The organism is Bacteroidia bacterium (genome assembly GCA_026932145.1).
In the GTDB taxonomy this organism is placed as follows: Bacteria; Bacteroidota; Bacteroidia; order J057; family JAIXKT01; genus JAIXKT01.
Genome location: JAIXKT010000044.1, coordinates 23735 through 41124 on the forward strand (window position 1 = coordinate 23735; position 17390 = coordinate 41124).

Genomic DNA, 17390 nt, shown 5'->3' on the forward strand with positions numbered 1-17390 from the left:
TTTGGGTTCGCAAAATTACATCTTTTAAAAATAAAACCCGCATACATCCATAGCTTTTTTCTAAGACCTCGCTGAAAGTTAAACCATAGCTTAAAACCTAAATTCTAATGTTAAGACTTTTAAGCTAATATCCAAAAAAATTTGGAATCAGATAATTAATTTTAGTTGGAAAAATAAGGTTTTTGTTAAATCTATCTTGTTTTTTAAGACTTTCGCGAAAGATTTTTTAGGGTAGAATTTATTGGGATGGAAAAGTACGATGTATGTGTGATCGGGAGCGGCCCTGCTGGTTTTGCAGCAGCAATGCGCGCATTAGATTACGGAAAAAAAGTGGTGCTTATTGAAAAAAACTTAGTTGGCGGTGCCGGCGTTTTTAATGGAGCACTATCCTCAAAGACACTCTGGGAACTCTCTAAGGATATTCGCAAACTAAATGTTACCGATAGAGGATACGTAATAGAGCGATATGAAGTTGATTATCAAGAAATTACCAAAACAGTTCATGCGGCTGTTATGGAAAGAAAAAAACTATTATTACATCAGATAAATAAGTTACAGGGGCAAATTTACCCTGGCCGTTTTCGGCTAATGCGTGGATTTGCCAGCGTTGAAAGCCCGAATACAGTCTCTATTACAGACAAAAAAGGAAATAAAGAAGTCGTTTTTGCCTATAATATCATTTTGGCCTCCGGCAGTACGCCCAGAAAGCTACCCACTATTCCTATTGATGAGCAAGTAATCGTTACAAGCGATGGTATTTCTAACTTTAAGGATTTTCCGAAGAGTATAGTTGTTTTGGGGGCTGGTGTTGTGGGCTGCGAATTTGCTACTATTTTTTCCAATTTCGGCAAAACGCAAGTGCGCCTGATAGATAAAGCACCCCGAATGCTTTCCTTTGAAGATGAAGATATTTCTAAAATCGTAGAAAGTAATCTCAAAAAAAATGGGGTTTTATTTCATCATAATGCCTCTTTGGATTGTATGACCATTGAGAATGGGCGCGTAAAATATGTGTTAAATTACCGCGACGGCAGTAAAGAAACACATTATGCCGAAAAAGCCTTAGTATCTATCGGAAGGGTAGCTTCTTTTGAAAATATGGGGCTTGAAAAAATCGGAATACAATTTACGGACAAAGGAAATATTTGGACGGATGACTCCCGCACCTCTGTCCCTAATATCTATGCCGTTGGAGATTTAACTGCAGATATTTCTTTGGTAAATGTAGGTGAATTAGAGGGAAGGCACGCCGTTGAAAGAATTTATGGAAATATCTCAAAAACACTTAAGTATGATAACATCTCTACTATTATGTTTTTGCATCCGGAAGTTGCCGGAGTAGGGTTAAATGAAATAGAAGCCCAGAAAAAAAATATCAATTATCGAGTAGCTACCTATAGTTATTCCCATATTCCCAGGGCAATTGCGATGCGCAACACAAATGGTTTTTTTAAGATTATTGTTACAGATGACGAAGAAATGCGTATTTTGGGTATGCGCGCCATTGGAGAGCACGCCTCCAGCGTGATAGAAGCCGTCTCTTTATTGATTTCGATGAATAAAGGGGTGTCAGAACTTGCGGAACTCATTCACCCGCACCCGTCTATGACAGAGGGAATCCAAGAGTGCGTTCGGATGCTATTTGGAAAATCTATTATGAAGCCGGCTGTATTTACCGAAAACCTAAAATGCTACCGCGTAGTAAATGGACAACGTTTTGAGTTTCACAAAGGAAATTAAACACCTTTTTAGAATCATTATACCGTAAAAATCATTCTGTTTATCCAAGATTCACAACAAACAAAAGCAGGTTCACGTACATTTGTTACAGATTCAAAAATGAGTATTCCATTTTGGCAAGATTCCCAGTTTTACCGCAAGCAAACCTATTTATTACTACTTGCGCTGGTATTAAATGTTATTTTTGTTTATTCGCCGACCTATACTTATACTGATAATGCTGTTTCTTTGGCAGAAGCTACCGGCGGGCAGGTTCTGCTATTTCAACCACAAGCAACACTTCCGGAAACGCTGATGCTAAAAATGATGTTTCCGCTTACTATCATAACTATCCTTACGGTAGTAATTTCGATTTTTACCTTTGCGAATCGAACTAAGCAGGTTTTATTTGGCCGTTTTGCATTTTTAATGCAAGTTGCGTGCTTGGTATTGTCTTATCTCAGCGGGGATATTTTACAATCACATTTTACGGTTACCTCTCAATCCGTTAAAATGTCTTTTAGCTATGGGTTGATATTTCCCGTATTGAGTTTACTGTTAATAGCTGCTGCAATCAAATTAGTTCAACGAGATATTAAACGGCTTAAATCAATGGACCGTTTACGGTAATTTTTAAAACATGACTTGGAAATTTTGGCAAAAAAGCACAACCGCTAATTCCAAAGAAAAGCCTAAAAAAGGCCCCTTTCGGGAATGGTTAGATGCTATTGTGTGGGCTGGAAGTGCCGCTATCATCATTCGCAGTTTTTTCTTAGAACTGTATATGATTCCAACAAGCTCTATGGAAAGTTCCCTTTTAGTAGGTGATTTTCTGGTAGTGAGTAAGTTTCATTACGGAACCCGTCTGCCTATGGTGCCACTTTCAGTGCCATTTGTGCATAACAAGCTACCATTGGTAAATGTCAAATCTTATTTAGATTGGATAGTTTTACCATACTTGCGCCTGCCCGGAATTACAGAAGTAAAGCGTAATGATGTGGTAGTCTTTAACTATCCAGCGGATGATATTGAACCCAATAACCCGGATTTAGGCCCCGTTGCTGAAACCAGTATAAAAGAAAACTACATCAAACGTTGTGTGGCTATTTCGGGAGATACATTACAAGTTATTAATCATCAAGTATATATTAACGGAAAAGTTGGTTTTAACCCGCCCGAAATGCAGTATAGCTATGATGTGCGTACCTCTCAGGAAGGCTTTAATCCAAAAGCGTTAGGTGAATTAGGCTTTCGCGACCCAGAAGATAGTAACCGAAATTGGGGAGAAATAGGACCAGGGCAATATCGGTTTGATATGACAGCCAAAACAGCGGCTACGATTAAATCATGGAGTAACGTAACCAAAGTAGAGCCCGTTATCTTAGACACCTCCATTTATTTAGATAATATTTACCCCAAAAGCCCACTATTCAAATGGAATTATGACCAATTCGGCCCAATTATTATCCCCAAAAAAGGAATGACAATTTCACTAACAGACTCAAACATAGCTACTTACAAGAGAGTTATCGTTGCTTATGAAGGCCATACCTTAGAAGGTTCTGCCGGAAAAACTCTGATTGACGGAAAGCCGGCTACCACTTACACCTTTGAAATGAACTATTATTTTATGATGGGTGATAACCGAAATAACTCATTAGATGGCCGTTTTTGGGGATTCGTTCCAGAAAGCCATATTGTTGGGAAGCCCTTGATTGTTTTATTTTCTAAGGAAAATGGAATACGCTGGGGACGTTTCTTTCGTTTAATAGATTAGATGCTTCATTGTGAATTTTTTCAGGAATTTTCTGGCCATAGAGGAGGTATTTATCGCTTAGTTCCCGGCCAAGAAGATATTTTTTATTCTGTTGCCGGAGATGGCGTTGTTGCTCAATGGGAGCTCGGTAATGTAACCGCTACCGCCTTATTGCAAACGGATAGCCCCATTTTTGCGGCTTATATTGCACAAGAACAGCAACTTTTCTTTGCAGGTCAGCAAAACGGAATATTGCAAATACTATCCCTACAAACCCGTAAGATAGTTCAGAAAATCAACTTATCTGCCCCTATCTATGATATTCGGGTGATTCATAACCAGTTATGGGTAGCCTGCGGAAAAGGTTTTTGCGCTGTTTTAGACCTCAATAACTTTGAGAAACAGCATACGATTCAGCTAAATAACCAAAATATCCGTACAATCCTTCCAATTCTGGGTAAACAACAGGTGGCAATATCCGGCAGTAATGGAAAAATTTATCTTTTAAATTCCAATAACTACCATATTTTGCAGGAATGGCAAGCCGCTGTTAGAACGATTTTTACTTTAGTAGAAAAACCGGCTTCTAACCTGCCCATTCTGTATAGCGGCGGCTTAAATGCAGTATTAAATCGGTGGTGCATTAACCCAATCAACAAAGAAGTAGAAATTTCTGCCCATCTTTTTGCCATTAACCAAATTATTATCATTCCAGAATTTAGTCTATTAGTAAGTGCTTCATCGGATAAGTCGTTTAAAATTTGGGACTTAGAAACATTAACTTTATTAAAGGTTATTGATCCCACTAAGCCAAAATCTCATATTGCCAGTATAAACACTATTTGCTGGCTACCTAACGCACAAATGTTGGTAACCGCAGGAGACGATAAGAGAATATTAAGTTGGAAAATTTACCGTAACCAGCACAACAATTAAGCAGAAAAAGAACTAACTTTGCCAATTATTCAACATTTTTAATTCAAGCAATTTATGTTTGGTTTAGGTACTGGGGAAATTATCTTAATACTATTAGTTATCCTTGTTTTTTTTGGTGCAAAGCGCATACCTGAGCTAGCGAAAGGGCTGGGAAAAGGTATTCGAGAGTTTAAAGACGCTTCACAAGGCATACAAAATTCTGTACGCAAAGAAATTGAAGCAGACGTAGAAACTACTAAGCGAATTGAACCCAACACAACAGAGAAGAAACTGGAAGATTAGGAAGTCGTGAATGTAATTCAAGATAATATAACGTTATCTGCTTATTACCAGCTTCGGCAGCTAATAGCATCAGGCGAAGCTACTTGCGTGGGAGCTGTTCAGACTTGCTTAGATAGCGCAGCTAAGTATGCAAATTTGAATGCCTTTATTGAACTCTTTACGGAAGAGGCTTTATTGGCTGCCCATGAGTCTGATAAGCGGTTTCAAAATAACACTGCTCGCCCCTTAGAAGGATTAGTCCTTTCTATCAAAGACAATATTTGCCTGAAAGGCCACACATTAACGGCTTCTTCAAATATCTTAGGAGAGTTTAAGTCCTTGATAACGTCAAGTGCTTTGCAGCAACTGATTGATGCTGGGGCTATTGTGCTGGGCAGGACGAATTGTGATGAGTTTGCGATGGGTTCAGCCAACGAATATAGCCGTTATGGTGCTGTAAGAAATGGTTTAGATACGGATCGCGTTCCGGGGGGGTCGTCCGGTGGAGCCGCCGTTTCTGTTCAGATAGGTGCCTGCCACGTAGCCCTCGGCAGTGATACGGGCGGGTCTGTCCGTCAGCCAGCTTCTTTCTGCGGCCTATTTGGCCTAAAGCCAACCTACGGAAGAATTTCCCGTTATGGCGTTATCGCCTACGGATCCAGCTTTGACCAAATCGGCATATTAGCTCACAGTGCCTTAGACATCGCTATTGTCTTAGAATACCTTGCCGGCCAAGATCCCAAAGACAACACCTCTTCAACCCAGCCGGTATCAAACTATTTTAGCCAATCACAAGAAACCATTAACCCTAAAAGATTTGCTATTTTACGCCAAACGGTAGAGTCAGAAGGACTTCAGCCGGAAATTAAAGATATTTTTTTGCAAAAAGTAGAACAGCTATCTGCCGCAGGACATCATATTGAGTATGTGGACTTTCCTTACTTAGACTATTTAGTTCCTGCTTATTACGTTTTAACGACTGCAGAAGCCTCTTCAAATCTGGCAAGGTTTGACGGTATTCGTTATGGATACCGGTCTCAAACTGCCAAAACGTTGGATGAACTCTACTGTATGTCTCGTTCCGAAGGGTTTGGGCAGGAAGTTCAACGGCGAATTTTGTTAGGCACATTCGTACTCTCTGCCGGCTATTATGATGCCTATTACACAAAAGCCCAAAAAGTGCGTAGAATTTTATTTGACTATACGCAGAATTTATTAACCAACTTTGACTTTTTAATTTCCCCTACTACACCCACAACTGCATTTTGTATCGGAGAAAAACTAAAAGACTCTATCAGTATGTATCTTTCAGATATTTATACCGTTCAGGCAAACTTAGCCGGCAATCCTGCTATTTCTATTCCTATCGGTGTAGATAACCGAAATCTACCTATTGGTTTGCATCTTTTAGGGAAGCAATTTCACGAATCAGAATTACTACAATTTGCTCAATTTATTTCAAAAACTTCTTAACCTTTATGAAACGCTCCATTATCATATCATTGCTATTTTTTTTAACCAACTATTTTGTTGGGATTTCGCAACACTCTGCCGGAGAACCTATTATCCCTGAAAATACGGCTGTTGCAGAAATTATGGATAGCCTCTTAGCCGATTATGAAATGCAGTTTTTTTATAAAACGCGGCAAGATTCGGTGAATCAAAATCGTTTTGGTTTTGCACCTGACTATATCCCTCGATATAGTCAGGCAGAAACTGCACAACGCATCAAAGAGTTATGTACTGTTTTTCCGCTTGAATACAATGCTCATGTTCAGGCGTTTATAGATATGTACACAGTTCGTAAGCGGGAATTGACCTCACGGTTACTTGGCTTGCAGTATGTTTATTTTCCAATCATAGAGCCGATATTAGATCAGATGGGGATTCCATTAGAGCTCAAATATCTATGTGTAATTGAAAGCGCATTTAACCCTTATGCACGTTCTCGGGCAGCGGCAGTCGGCCTCTGGCAATTTATCATCGGTACTGGAAAACAATATGGCTTACGTATTGATTCTTACATTGATGAACGATGCGACCCCTACAAAGCAAGTATTGCGGCTGCAAAATATTTAAAAAATCTATATTCGATATATAACGATTGGCCATTGGTTATCGCTGCCTATAATTGTGGGCCTGGAACTATAAACCGAGCAATCCGATATGCCGGCGGCAAAGTTAATTACTGGCATATACAACGCTATCTGCCCATAGAAACCCAAGCCTACGTCCCTGCATTCATCGCAGCAACCTACATAATGAACTATGCAGCAGAACATAACCTATACCCTGTATGGACAGACTTAGCCTTTCCACAAGAATTTATTTCTGTTTCAAATCAAAAAGTATCACTTGACCAGCTTGCCAGTAGATTTAACTGTGATTCCAGAGTACTAAAGCTGATGAACCCCGAATACAAAACAGGCGTTGTACCTTATGCTACTGCTCCATTTAAGGTACGGGTAACAGACAAAATAGCTGACTGGGTAAAATTGCATCCGGAAGCCTTAGAAAACATTACTAGTACTGAACCTTCTACTTATAGTACATATCAGCCAAAATACAACCCAGTGCCGGTTCCTGTTGTCGTTTCACATACCTCTCCTCCTCCCTCTTCCGCCCCCAATCCTACGAACTCTTACGAAAATATTCCCGTAGGCTCAAAGCTAATTTATCATACAGTAGCCACCGGTGAATCTATTGGCCAAATAGCTGATAGGTATCATGTAGAAATTGGAAATATCATAAATTGGAATAGCATACAAAACTACTATATCCAGCCCGGGCAAAGTTTAAAAGTGTATATCCCTGTAAACCAGCAATATGCTTCCAATACAGCAAACCCAGCAGTAAAGGCTTATCCTGCGGCCCCTGTAAAAACTGCCGCCAAAGGTGCTCGTTACCACAAAGTTCAGTATGGAGAATCTCTGTGGAGCATTACAACACTCTATAAAACAATTGGACTAAGTATTGACAAAATCTGCTCTTACAACAAGATAACCCCGCAAACAAAACTTAAAGTAGGCCAATTCTTAATCATTCAACTTTAAGACTATAAAAGATTGTTTTAAGCCATTGTTTGGTGGTTTTTGGTAAAAAAACTTAGTGCGGAGTATAAACATAGTTCATTTATTTACGGGATTTTCTTCCTTATTCTTATGATGAGATACATCATCAGCTATGCCTATTCTGTTACGACAAAGAATTAAGACAGCTCGTAACCTGCTATTGCACAGCGAGACAGTACAGCGGTTCATTAAACTTTTTTCCGTTGATGTGCTGGTTCGCACTTCCAGTTTCTTACTGTTACCGGTTTATTTACGCTTAATGTCCCAATCTGAGTTTGGGGTTTATGGTTATTTATTTACGGCTATCGGCTTGTTTGCTTCCCTACTCAATTTAGGTTTGTACGTTTCTCAAACAAAACTATGGTTTAAGCCGGAAATCAATCGGGGGGATTTAGTATTCACAATCAACGTGTTATACTGGGGAGTTACTATTTTGACCTTAATAATTCTAAGTATTTCCGGCTTAGATAATGTGTTACTAAACCTGCTTTTTAAACAAGATATTCAAATTGCTCCTTATCGAGGTGCTATTTATCTGGGAATTTGCGCCAGTTTAATTTCCTTATTTTTTCAAAATCACTTAACAAATTCGGAATTAACGACCACATTACAGCGTTACAATTTCACAAAGATACTGGCTATCCATACATTAAGCTTAGCTGCATTACTTGTGTGGAGGCAAAATACTTCCGGAGTTCGCTTATATGCACAATATTTAGCAGAGTTAGTAATTAATATAGTATTTCTGCACACTTATATCCGTTATTTTTCGTTTACTTTTGACAAGTCATTGGTTATCCCGATTTTACGATTAGGTATTCCCGTATTTGGATCATCTATTGCCGGGTTGTTTTATAACTTCATGGATAGATTTTTACTTGAAAAATATGTTTCTTTGAGTGAACTCGGTGTCTATAATTTAGGGATGACTTTGGGAAGCGTTGTGTTATTAATCCTAATGTCGTTTTATACCTTGTATATGCCTCAATTTCTGAAAATTAGCTCTATTGTAGAATCAGTTTTTACCAGCAAACGTGTTTTACGGCGGCTTATCTTAGTTTTGGTATCAGTTGGAATTGCTATTTGGTTTGGAACATGGTTTGCTCTAACGGTAGGTATTATCCAAGTAAAATACGACTCTGTGTTGCATTTTTTACCAATATTATTAGTTAGTTATTTATTTCAGAGCATTAATGTTATTTTAGTGTTATTTTATGTTAAGTTTGATGATACTCGTTATGCGTTATTCACCAGTTTAATATTAGCTCTTATCAGTACTGTTCTAAATACTTTATTGATACCGATTTGGGGAAATATGGGAGCGTCTATTGCTGGAGCGATTTCGCATGGGCTTTGTGTGTTTGTAAATTTATTTTTCATCAGAATGCTTCTTCACAGCAAATCAGATGTAGAAACAATATGAAAAAAGACTCCCAAAATAGCTGGTTATTTCGCTTCTTAGGTCTTGGTTTACAAATGGTTGCTTTTATTTGCGTGGGTTTTGGAGGGGGATTATGGATAGACCATTCATTGGGAAACCAGTCTAAAATAGCTACTGTATTCGGTGCGCTAATAGGCTGTTTAGCCGGAATGATTTACGTAGTGCGTGAAGCCCTAAAAAAACCTAAATAAATTTCAAATTGATAACTTGTTGTGTATTTGGGTTTCGTAAATGGATGCTGAACGCGATTAAAAATACGGGGAGCTCAGAAAGCTGTGATTTCATTGGTGAATTATTATTGCAATCAAGGTATCATGGGTTTCTTGTTTCTCAGAAAAGCGCGTGATATTCCTGACAAATATTCTGTTTCTAACTTGTAATGAGTTGTTTACGTTTTTTTGTTTTCTAAACAAAGAATTATTTCCGGCAGGTGGAGCACAAGTAATACTAATCTCCATTTTTTCAATTCAATTTTTAATATAGTTAATAGCATTAACTGTTTGCATATCTAACTATCTTTGCGCTCTAACTTTCAATCTCATTTTAGTAATGGAAGAAAGACTATCAGTAGGACGGCATTTAGCACAATTAACGAAACTTTATGCCGGTGTTATCAGTAAAAAGTTGGAGCACCTTGATATTGAAAGATACTTTCATGTATTACTTACTATTGATAAATCAGAAAATAAAATTACACAACAAGAGGTTGCAAATCAATTAGAATTAGATAAAGTAACTATGGTAAAAATGGTAGATTATCTGGCCCAAAAAGGTTATCTGAATAGAGAACAAAACCCAAATGACCGAAGAGAATATCACCTTTGTTTAACTGAGAAAGCCCAAAAGGTTATTCCTGAAATCAAAGAAGCATTTCAGGATATTCATAAAGCAGCAACAAACGGATTGACAAAAAATCAGATTGATGAATTTTATAAAGTAGTTGAACGGATTGACAAAAATCTAAGAAAACTCCCCAACAATAAAGTAAACATAAGAATCAAGAAATCCTGAAAATGGAAAATAATACAACGAAAAAAAAGAACGGAAAAATAATTGGGCGTATTATCATTGCTTTAATCTTACTGGCAGGGCTATTTGCCGGCTTCTCTAAAATCCGCGATATGCAAAACTATGAAACCACCGATGATGCTCAGGTAGAAACTGATATTACCCCAATTTCTGCCCGAGTTTCAGGATATATCAATGAAATACGGTTTAAAGAGAACCAACCCGTAAAAAAAGGCGACACACTTATATTGCTGGATAACCGAGAACTTAAAATAAAGGTAGAACAGGCACAATCGGCCCTGCAAAATGCTATAGCTTCACTTGATGTAGCAAAAGCTAATGCCATTGCCAGCCATGCCGGCACAAACACCTGTCAATCAAAAAATGAAGAACTAAAAATACGACTTGCTTACGCCGAAAAAGAACTGAAACGTTATGCTAATTTACTGGCAGAAAATGCAACCACACAACAGCAATATGATAAAGCTAAAGCCGACAAAGAGGCTTTAGAAAAACAACTACAAAGTTCCAACGACCAAACCAATGAGTCTATACGGCGCTCAGGAGCTGTTAAAGAACAGATTAAGGTAGCCGAAAGCATCGTAAACCAAAGAAAAAACGATTTAGAGTATGCCCAGCTAATACTTTCTTATTCTTATATTCTGGCATCTACCGATGGAATTGTTTCCAAAAAAAGTGTGCAGGAAGGCCAGTTAATTCAGGCATCACAAAACCTGTGTGCTATAGTTACCGATAGTTTGTGGGTAGTGGCTAATTTTAAGGAAACCCAATTGGTCAAGATGAAAATAGGGCAAACGGTAGAAGTAGAACCAGATGCTTTTAAAGGAAAAATTTCTGCAACAATTGAGTCTTTTTCGGGAGCTACAGGAGCTAAGTTTTCCTTATTGCCTCCCGATAACGCTACGGGTAATTTCGTGAAAGTGGTGCAACGTATTCCGGTAAAAATTTTACTGGATAAAAACAATGAACTTTATAAAAAACTGAAGCCGGGTATGAGTATTTATGTTAAAGTAAACATCAACTCCTAAGCCCGCCTAACTTCAAAAGTATTTTATGCAACGTATTTCTTTTGATAAATGGGTTATTATTTTTACCGTGGTATCAGCCTCTATGCTGCAACTCATAGATACCTCCATTGTAAATGTTACCCTTACTCAAATGATGGGAAATTTAGGAGCTACATTGGGCGATATAAGCTGGGTAGTAACGGCTTATGCTGCTGCCAATGTTGTTATGATAACCCTTTCGGGCTGGCTGAGTGCCAAATTAGGACGAAGAAATTATTTTACGGCTTCTATTATCGTGTTTACCTTAGGTTCTATTTTTTGCGGCACAGCCACTAATGTATGGGAGCTTGTGGCTTTTCGGGTATTACAAGGCATTGGTGGTGGAGGGCTTATGTCAACAGCACAGGCTATTTTAATACAAACTTTTCCACGCGAAGACATTGGAATGGCTAATGCCATATTTGGCTTGGGTGTAATTATAGGACCAACAATAGGACCAACTTTAGGGGGGTATATTACCGATCATCTATCTTGGCACTGGGTGTTTTTTATTAATATTCCTTTTGGTATTATAGCTACTGTTTTGTCCCTGCTTTTTATAAAAGATCCACAGGAAACGATTAAAACCGGTAAAATGGACTGGCTTGCATTGGTATTGCTCATCTCGGCAATTGCTGCTATTCAAATTGTTTTAGAAAAAGGAGAAAGCGAAGATTGGTTTGACACTTCATACATCACGGTATTAACACTTATTTCTGTAATAGGTGGCGGTATCTTTATTTGGAGGCAACTTACCGTAGAGTATCCTATTTTAAACCTTCGCTTATTAAAACATTCTCGCTTTGCTATTGGAACATTTTTTGGTTTCGTTCAGGGCTTTGGTTTATTTGCTTCGGTGTTTATTATTCCGGTATTTTGCCAAAGTATGCTGGGTTATACAGCCGAACAAACCGGCTGGTTGCTAATGCCGGGAAGTATTGCCTCAGCCTTTGCTATGCCCGTTGTAGGGCAACTGATGAAAGGTGGAAAAGTTTCCCCGGTACTATTGGCTGGTATAGGTTTTGGTTCGTTTATTGTTTTTGTGTGGATGCTCTCCGGAATGACCTTAAATACAGGAGAAAATGATTTTTTTATCCCTTTAATTATTCGTGGTGTGGGAATGGGATTATTATTTATTCCCTTAACTACAATTACGGTTTATGATTTGGATAACCGCGATATGCCACAAGGTACAGCACTTACCAATATGGTACGGCAATTAGGAGGCTCTTTTGGAATCGCTATCATGACTACTTTTCTAAGTACACGTTCCGTATTTCACATCAGCCGTTTATCAGAAAGTGTTACATCTTTTAACCAGGCCACAATTGAGCGTTTGCAAGGTATTACCGCCTTGCTCATGTCCAAAGGAGATTCTTACAATCTGGCTCAAAGCAAAGCATTGATAATGATAAAAGGAACTGTTGCCAAACAAGCTATGATACTTGCCTACAATGATGCTTTTTTATTGGTCGGCATTTTCTTTATGGCTTGTTTACCGCTGTTATTATTATTTAATTACAAAGGCAAGAAGAAACCAGAAAAGCCAAATATAGAATTACACTTTGCCGAATAATAGAGATTATGAAGCAATACTGTCCTAAACGTTTTTTAAAAACATTTGTATCTTATTGAAAATGAGCAAAATATAAGTACTTTTAAAATGGGATGGTTGTTCTTTAAAACGAGTTGATTATCAATCGCCTAAGGCATTGTTTCGGACAAGATTGATTTCTGAACTATAACCGATATAACCTTGTTTTTAGCTGCGATATATTTTGAGCTGCTATCACAAATACAATTAACTTTGCGGCGGACTTGTCGAGTCTTGTTTTGAGTTGGTTTTATGGCAGGATACAATCTATTAGCGGGAAAAACAGGAATAATAACGGGTGCATTAGATCCCGGTTCTATTGCGTGGCAAGTTGCCTTGCGTGCACGCGAAGAAGGTGCTACCTTTATCTTGACCAACGCACCGGTAGCTCTGCGTTTTGGATCTTTGCGGGATTTATCCGAGCAAACTAATTCAGAAATAGTCCCTTGCGATGTTTCTGTGCAAGATGATGTAGATAAACTTATCCAGACGGCTAAGGAGCGTTTCGGAAAGATTGATTTTTTGCTGCATTCTATCGGGATGTCTTTAAATGTCCGAAAAAACCGCCCTTATACAGATTTAAACTATGACTTTCTACACAGAACGTATGATATTTCCGCAATATCATTTCACCGGATTTTGCAGGCAGCACTGCAGCAAGATGTGTTTAATGAATGGGCATCAGTAGTGGCTCTGTCTTATTTAGCAGCTCAACGTACCTTCGGCAAATACAACGACATGGCTGAATCTAAGGCATTATTAGAATCCATTGCCCGCAGTTTTGGGTATCATTTAGGGAGGCTCAAAAAAGTTCGGGTAAATACCATATCCCAGTCTCCCACACCCACAACAGCCGGATCAGGTGTTTCAGGGTTTGATAAAATGATATTATATGCCGAAAAAATGTCCCCATTGGGAAATGCAACTGCCTCTGAATGTGCAGATTACGTAATTTCTTTGTTTTCTGACTTGACTCGTAAAGTAACCATGCAGAATCTTTATCACGATGGAGGCTTCTCTATGGTTGGTGTAACCGAAGAAGTCTTAGAAGCATTACCCACAGAATAGCTTGGGCGCCGTAGTTCAATGGATAGAATAGAAGTTTCCTAAACTTTTGATACAGGTTCGATTCCTGTCGGCGCTGCACCATTTTTTATTTACCAATGGCCGAAAAGATTGGCATACCTCGCGGAACGAGGGATTTTTTACCCGAAGTAATGTACCGTAGGCAATTTATATTCAATACGCTACGCGACGTTTTTCAGAAATTTGGCTACGAACCCTTAGAAACCCCGTCTATGGAACTCCTATCTGTATTAACCGGAAAATACGGCGAAGAGGGAGACCGTTTGATTTTTAAAATCCTAAACTCCGGAGACTACAAAAAAGAAATCGCCCCAGCAGATTGGGAGCAATCTTCGGCCTTATTAGCTACAAAACTGTGCGAAAAAGCATTACGCTATGACTTAACAGTACCTTTTGCCAGAGTTGTTGCTACCCACAAAAACGAACTTCTCTTACCCTTCAAAAGATACCAGATTCAGCCCGTTTGGCGTGCCGATAATCCCCAAAAAGGAAGATATAGAGAGTTCTATCAATGTGATGCCGATGTTGTGGGCACTAAATCCCTAATCGTAGATGCCGAATTAATTAAATTGTATGAATTTGCATTCCAAAAACTTGGCTTAAAAAAATTCACCATTCACATCAACCATCGGGGAATTTTAAGCGGAATAGCAGAAGCTATCGGCACTCCTGAACGCTTAACAGAACTTTGCACCATCTTGGACAAAATCGATAAAATCGGCATAGCTAAAGTACTCCAAGAACTTCAATCACGAAATTTTTCTGAAAGTAGTTTAGAAAAATTAACTCCACTCTTAGAGCAAAGTATCAATACCGGCATTTCATTAACCCAAATTGCTGAATTTGTTGAAAATACAGAAGAAGGAAAACGCGGAATTAATGAGCTAACCGAAGTCTTTAAACACCTCGAAACCTTTTCAGTAAGCTGTAAGCGTATTTTGTTTTCACCGCTTCTGGCGCGTGGGCTAAACTACTACACCGGATGTATTTTTGAAGTAACGGCTGATGAAGTGATTATCGGAAGCATCGGTGGAGGCGGAAGATATGACAACCTAACCGGTGTTTTTGGCCTACCCGGAATATCCGGCGTGGGAATATCCTTTGGAGCAGACCGAATCTATGACGTTTTGCAAGAACTAAATCTTTTTCCGGAAAAATGCCACACATTCACCCAAGTACTGATTACTTATTTTGAAGCCGAATCTCTATCAGCCCAAATTTCATTATTAAACTCCTTACGCTCCGCCGGAATTTGTGCCGAAATGTTTCCAGAACCCATTAAATTAACGAAACAATTTAATTATGCAGATAAAAAACAAATCAGCCATGTCTGCGTTATTGGAGAAACAGAAAGACAGAACAATAACGTGGTCATCAAAAATCTAAAAAATGGCAGTCAAATAGTTATTGGGATGAAGCAGGCCATTTCATACTTTCAAGAAGTATTGTATGCCCAAGATATTAGCCATTGAATCTTCTTGTGATGATACTGCGATTGCTGTGTGCTGTGGGGGGAAGATTCTGGCATCCTTTGTTTCATCTCAGGCGCAGGCGCATACGTCTTACGGAGGCGTTCTACCGGAGTTAGCTTCGCGCATTCACCAGCAGCAAATTACACCCTTAGCGCGTTTGGCCTGCGAAACAGCCAAAATCAAACCTGCTGACTTAGATGCAGTAGCTTGCACTGCCGGCCCGGGGCTGTTAGGCTCATTGCTGGTAGGCGTTTCCTTTGCCAAAGGATTAGCACTCGCGTTAGCAAAACCACTTATTGCTGTTAATCATTTGCAAGGTCATTATTGCTCCCTGTTTATCAACCAGCCGAAACCCGTTTTTCCGATGCTCTGTTTAACCGTATCCGGTGGGCATACGCAATTGGTATTGGTTCATGAGCCTTTAAAGGCTGAGGTTATCTCCCAAACCAGAGATGACGCTGCCGGCGAAGTCTTTGATAAGGCTGCAAAACTTTTAAGCCTTCCTTACCCCGGCGGACCAAGCATTGACCGGTATGCCCAAACCGGAAATCCAGAACGATTTACCTTTCCTGTTTCACAACTTCCTAATTTTGAATATACTTTTAGTGGATTAAAAACAGCTTTGTTGTATTTCCTGAAAGAAAAATTATCCCAAAACCCAGATTTTATCAATCAAAATATTTATGATATATGTGCCTCTTTTCAGAGTGCGGTTGTGAAACAATTGGTATCACAACTTACTAAGGCTGCGCGGACATTGTCTATAAAACATATCGGTCTTTCCGGTGGAGTTGCTGCAAATTCTGCCCTGCGAAAAGCAGTTACTGATATTTGCCAAAAAGAAAGTTGGCTTTATTCCATTGCTTCCCCCAATGTGTGCTCTGATAACGCCGCCATGATAGCCCTTGCTGCTCATTATCAATATTTGCAAGGAACCTTTTCTAACCAGACCTTAGTTCCTTATTCAAGTATGGGAAGTTCGTTTAGTCGGTAGTTAAATTGTTTTACAAACTTGAATCTTCAACTCAATAATATTCGGGAAAAAATCCGCAACTATGCGTTATCAATAGGTTTTGAGGCTGTTGGTTTTGCCCGTGCCGAACCCTTAGATACAGAGGCCAAACGTTTAGAATACTGGCTTATGAATGAAAAACACGCAGATATGGCTTGGATGCAAAATACATTTGACATTCGCACGAACCCACTGTTGCTGCTACCGGAGGCAAAAACGATAATTGTTGGCTTAGTTAATTACTTTGGGGGAAATAACCATTCACTCTTAGAAGTGCCTCGCATATCTCGCTACGCTTGGGGAAAAGATTATCACTATGTGATTCGGGCTAAGTTTCAGCAGGTATTATCGTTCATTGAAAGTTCCGTTGGGAAGTCAGTAGCCGGCAGAATTGTGGTAGATTCAGCGCCATTTATGGATAAGGTTTGGGCGGTTCGTGCCGGTTTGGGCTGGATTGGAAAAAATACAATATTGATTCGTCGCAAATCCGGTTCATGGTTCTTCATCGGTGCGTTGCTGATAGACCTGCCCTTAGAACCGGATAATACTGTGTCTAAAGACTACTGCGGCCAGTGTACCCGCTGCATAGATGCTTGCCCCACTCAGGCAATATCTCCCTATCAAGTTGATGCTAACCAATGTATTTCCTATCTAACCATTGAAAAAAAAGAGGATATTTCTTCGGAACTTTCTGAAAAATTAAAGGGCTGGGCTTTTGGCTGCGATATTTGTCAGGAAGTATGCCCCTGGAATTCTTTTGCTACTTTGCATACAATAGCAGAGTTTGAGCCATTATCTATCCTATCTGAATTTAAAAATCCTTTAATTACATCACAGCTCACTAAGTCTCAATTTTATAAGCGAACTCAAATAAGCCCTATTTCCAGAGTACGGCTTCCCAAGTGGGTTAGCAACATAGACTTGGCTGTTAAATCTACCCAACAACCGAACATAGATTGACGAAAAA

Annotated in this window: 17 protein-coding genes and 1 tRNA gene; 17 read left to right on the forward strand and 1 reads right to left on the reverse strand. The window is 39.1% G+C overall.

The features are described 5' to 3' along the window. Positions 1 to 246 precede the first annotated feature (246 nt). From LC115_09980 to LC115_10020, 9 genes are all read left to right on the forward strand, one after another. Positions 247 to 1740, forward strand: a complete 1494-nt coding sequence (locus LC115_09980) for an NAD(P)/FAD-dependent oxidoreductase (GenBank protein ID MCZ2356993.1) — start codon at positions 247 to 249, stop codon at positions 1738 to 1740. A gap of 99 nt (positions 1741 to 1839) precedes the next feature. Then, positions 1840 to 2349: a DUF4293 family protein gene (locus tag LC115_09985; protein MCZ2356994.1), complete on the forward strand. Its 510-nt coding sequence runs from the start codon at positions 1840 to 1842 to the stop codon at positions 2347 to 2349. Positions 2350 to 2359: 10 nt separating this feature from the next. Beyond that, positions 2360 to 3496: a signal peptidase I gene (gene lepB, locus LC115_09990; GenBank protein ID MCZ2356995.1), complete on the forward strand. Its 1137-nt coding sequence runs from the start codon at positions 2360 to 2362 to the stop codon at positions 3494 to 3496. Continuing rightward, positions 3497 to 4411: a hypothetical protein gene (locus LC115_09995; protein MCZ2356996.1), complete on the forward strand. Its 915-nt coding sequence runs from the start codon at positions 3497 to 3499 to the stop codon at positions 4409 to 4411. It abuts the gene before it with no gap. 54 nt (positions 4412 to 4465) lie between these two features. Next, a complete protein-coding gene (tatA, locus tag LC115_10000; protein MCZ2356997.1) occupies positions 4466 to 4693 on the forward strand; it encodes a twin-arginine translocase TatA/TatE family subunit in 228 nt (75 codons plus the stop codon). A 6-nt stretch (positions 4694 to 4699) separates the two neighbouring features. Then, positions 4700 to 6145 carry an Asp-tRNA(Asn)/Glu-tRNA(Gln) amidotransferase subunit GatA gene (gene gatA, locus LC115_10005; protein ID MCZ2356998.1) on the forward strand — a complete coding sequence of 482 codons (1446 nt, stop codon included), beginning with the start codon at positions 4700 to 4702 and terminating at the stop codon, positions 6143 to 6145. Positions 6146 to 6150: 5 nt separating this feature from the next. Then, the gene (locus LC115_10010) at positions 6151 to 7725 is read left to right on the forward strand and encodes a transglycosylase SLT domain-containing protein (GenBank protein ID MCZ2356999.1); all 1575 of its coding nucleotides are present in this window, start codon (positions 6151 to 6153) and stop codon (positions 7723 to 7725) included. 130 nt (positions 7726 to 7855) lie between these two features. Next, positions 7856 to 9166, forward strand: a complete 1311-nt coding sequence (locus tag LC115_10015) for an oligosaccharide flippase family protein (protein MCZ2357000.1) — start codon at positions 7856 to 7858, stop codon at positions 9164 to 9166. After that, a complete protein-coding gene (locus tag LC115_10020) occupies positions 9163 to 9375 on the forward strand; it encodes an AtpZ/AtpI family protein (GenBank protein ID MCZ2357001.1) in 213 nt (70 codons plus the stop codon). The genes LC115_10015 and LC115_10020 overlap by 4 nt, the downstream gene beginning before the upstream one ends. A 90-nt stretch (positions 9376 to 9465) precedes the next feature. Here LC115_10020 and LC115_10025 read toward each other — a convergent pair whose 3' ends face one another. Further along, positions 9466 to 9642 (reverse strand): hypothetical protein, encoded by a 177-nt coding sequence (locus LC115_10025; GenBank protein MCZ2357002.1) that lies wholly within the window; start codon positions 9640 to 9642, stop codon positions 9466 to 9468. Between the two features lie 91 nt (positions 9643 to 9733). Here LC115_10025 and LC115_10030 point away from each other — a divergent pair, with 91 nt between their 5' ends. The 8 genes from LC115_10030 to queG all read left to right on the forward strand — a co-directional run bounded on the left by LC115_10030 (position 9734) and on the right by queG (position 17383). Continuing rightward, positions 9734 to 10195, forward strand: a complete 462-nt coding sequence (locus LC115_10030; protein ID MCZ2357003.1) for a MarR family transcriptional regulator — start codon at positions 9734 to 9736, stop codon at positions 10193 to 10195. A 2-nt stretch (positions 10196 to 10197) separates the two neighbouring features. Next, positions 10198 to 11241: an HlyD family secretion protein gene (locus tag LC115_10035; GenBank protein MCZ2357004.1), complete on the forward strand. Its 1044-nt coding sequence runs from the start codon at positions 10198 to 10200 to the stop codon at positions 11239 to 11241. Positions 11242 to 11266: 25 nt separating this feature from the next. Next, on the forward strand, positions 11267 to 12835 hold the full coding sequence (locus tag LC115_10040; protein ID MCZ2357005.1) for a multidrug efflux MFS transporter: 1569 nt from the start codon (positions 11267 to 11269) through the stop codon (positions 12833 to 12835). 270 nt (positions 12836 to 13105) lie between these two features. Continuing rightward, positions 13106 to 13921, forward strand: a complete 816-nt coding sequence (locus LC115_10045) for an SDR family oxidoreductase (protein ID MCZ2357006.1) — start codon at positions 13106 to 13108, stop codon at positions 13919 to 13921. Positions 13922 to 13925: 4 nt separating this feature from the next. After that, positions 13926 to 13997, forward strand: a tRNA-Arg gene (locus LC115_10050). Positions 13998 to 14016: 19 nt separating this feature from the next. Further along, positions 14017 to 15411: a histidine--tRNA ligase gene (gene hisS, locus LC115_10055; protein MCZ2357007.1), complete on the forward strand. Its 1395-nt coding sequence runs from the start codon at positions 14017 to 14019 to the stop codon at positions 15409 to 15411. Then, positions 15389 to 16405 (forward strand): tRNA (adenosine(37)-N6)-threonylcarbamoyltransferase complex transferase subunit TsaD, encoded by a 1017-nt coding sequence (tsaD, locus tag LC115_10060; protein MCZ2357008.1) that lies wholly within the window; start codon positions 15389 to 15391, stop codon positions 16403 to 16405. Before hisS ends, tsaD begins: the two co-directional genes overlap by 23 nt. 18 nt (positions 16406 to 16423) lie before the next feature. Further along, positions 16424 to 17383 carry a tRNA epoxyqueuosine(34) reductase QueG gene (gene queG / locus LC115_10065; protein ID MCZ2357009.1) on the forward strand — a complete coding sequence of 320 codons (960 nt, stop codon included), beginning with the start codon at positions 16424 to 16426 and terminating at the stop codon, positions 17381 to 17383. The last annotated feature ends 7 nt before the right edge of the window (positions 17384 to 17390 follow it).

Excerpts from the sequence above, each read along its gene's own strand:
- LC115_09980 (MCZ2356993.1), top strand. The coding sequence starts at position 247 with ATGGAAAAGTACGATGTATGTGTGATCGGGAGCGGCCCTGCTGGTTTT.
- LC115_09985 (MCZ2356994.1), top strand. The coding sequence starts at position 1,840 with ATGAGTATTCCATTTTGGCAAGATTCCCAGTTTTACCGCAAGCAAACC.
- lepB (MCZ2356995.1), top strand. The coding sequence starts at position 2,360 with ATGACTTGGAAATTTTGGCAAAAAAGCACAACCGCTAATTCCAAAGAA.
- LC115_09995 (MCZ2356996.1), top strand. The coding sequence starts at position 3,497 with ATGCTTCATTGTGAATTTTTTCAGGAATTTTCTGGCCATAGAGGAGGT.
- tatA (MCZ2356997.1), top strand. The coding sequence starts at position 4,466 with ATGTTTGGTTTAGGTACTGGGGAAATTATCTTAATACTATTAGTTATC.
- LC115_10010 (MCZ2356999.1), top strand. The coding sequence starts at position 6,151 with ATGAAACGCTCCATTATCATATCATTGCTATTTTTTTTAACCAACTAT.
- LC115_10015 (MCZ2357000.1), top strand. The coding sequence starts at position 7,856 with ATGCCTATTCTGTTACGACAAAGAATTAAGACAGCTCGTAACCTGCTA.
- LC115_10020 (MCZ2357001.1), top strand. The coding sequence starts at position 9,163 with ATGAAAAAAGACTCCCAAAATAGCTGGTTATTTCGCTTCTTAGGTCTT.
- LC115_10025 (MCZ2357002.1), bottom strand. The coding sequence starts at position 9,642 with ATGGAGATTAGTATTACTTGTGCTCCACCTGCCGGAAATAATTCTTTG.
- LC115_10030 (MCZ2357003.1), top strand. The coding sequence starts at position 9,734 with ATGGAAGAAAGACTATCAGTAGGACGGCATTTAGCACAATTAACGAAA.
- LC115_10035 (MCZ2357004.1), top strand. The coding sequence starts at position 10,198 with ATGGAAAATAATACAACGAAAAAAAAGAACGGAAAAATAATTGGGCGT.
- LC115_10040 (MCZ2357005.1), top strand. The coding sequence starts at position 11,267 with ATGCAACGTATTTCTTTTGATAAATGGGTTATTATTTTTACCGTGGTA.
- LC115_10045 (MCZ2357006.1), top strand. The coding sequence starts at position 13,106 with ATGGCAGGATACAATCTATTAGCGGGAAAAACAGGAATAATAACGGGT.
- hisS (MCZ2357007.1), top strand. The coding sequence starts at position 14,017 with ATGGCCGAAAAGATTGGCATACCTCGCGGAACGAGGGATTTTTTACCC.
- tsaD (MCZ2357008.1), top strand. The coding sequence starts at position 15,389 with ATGCCCAAGATATTAGCCATTGAATCTTCTTGTGATGATACTGCGATT.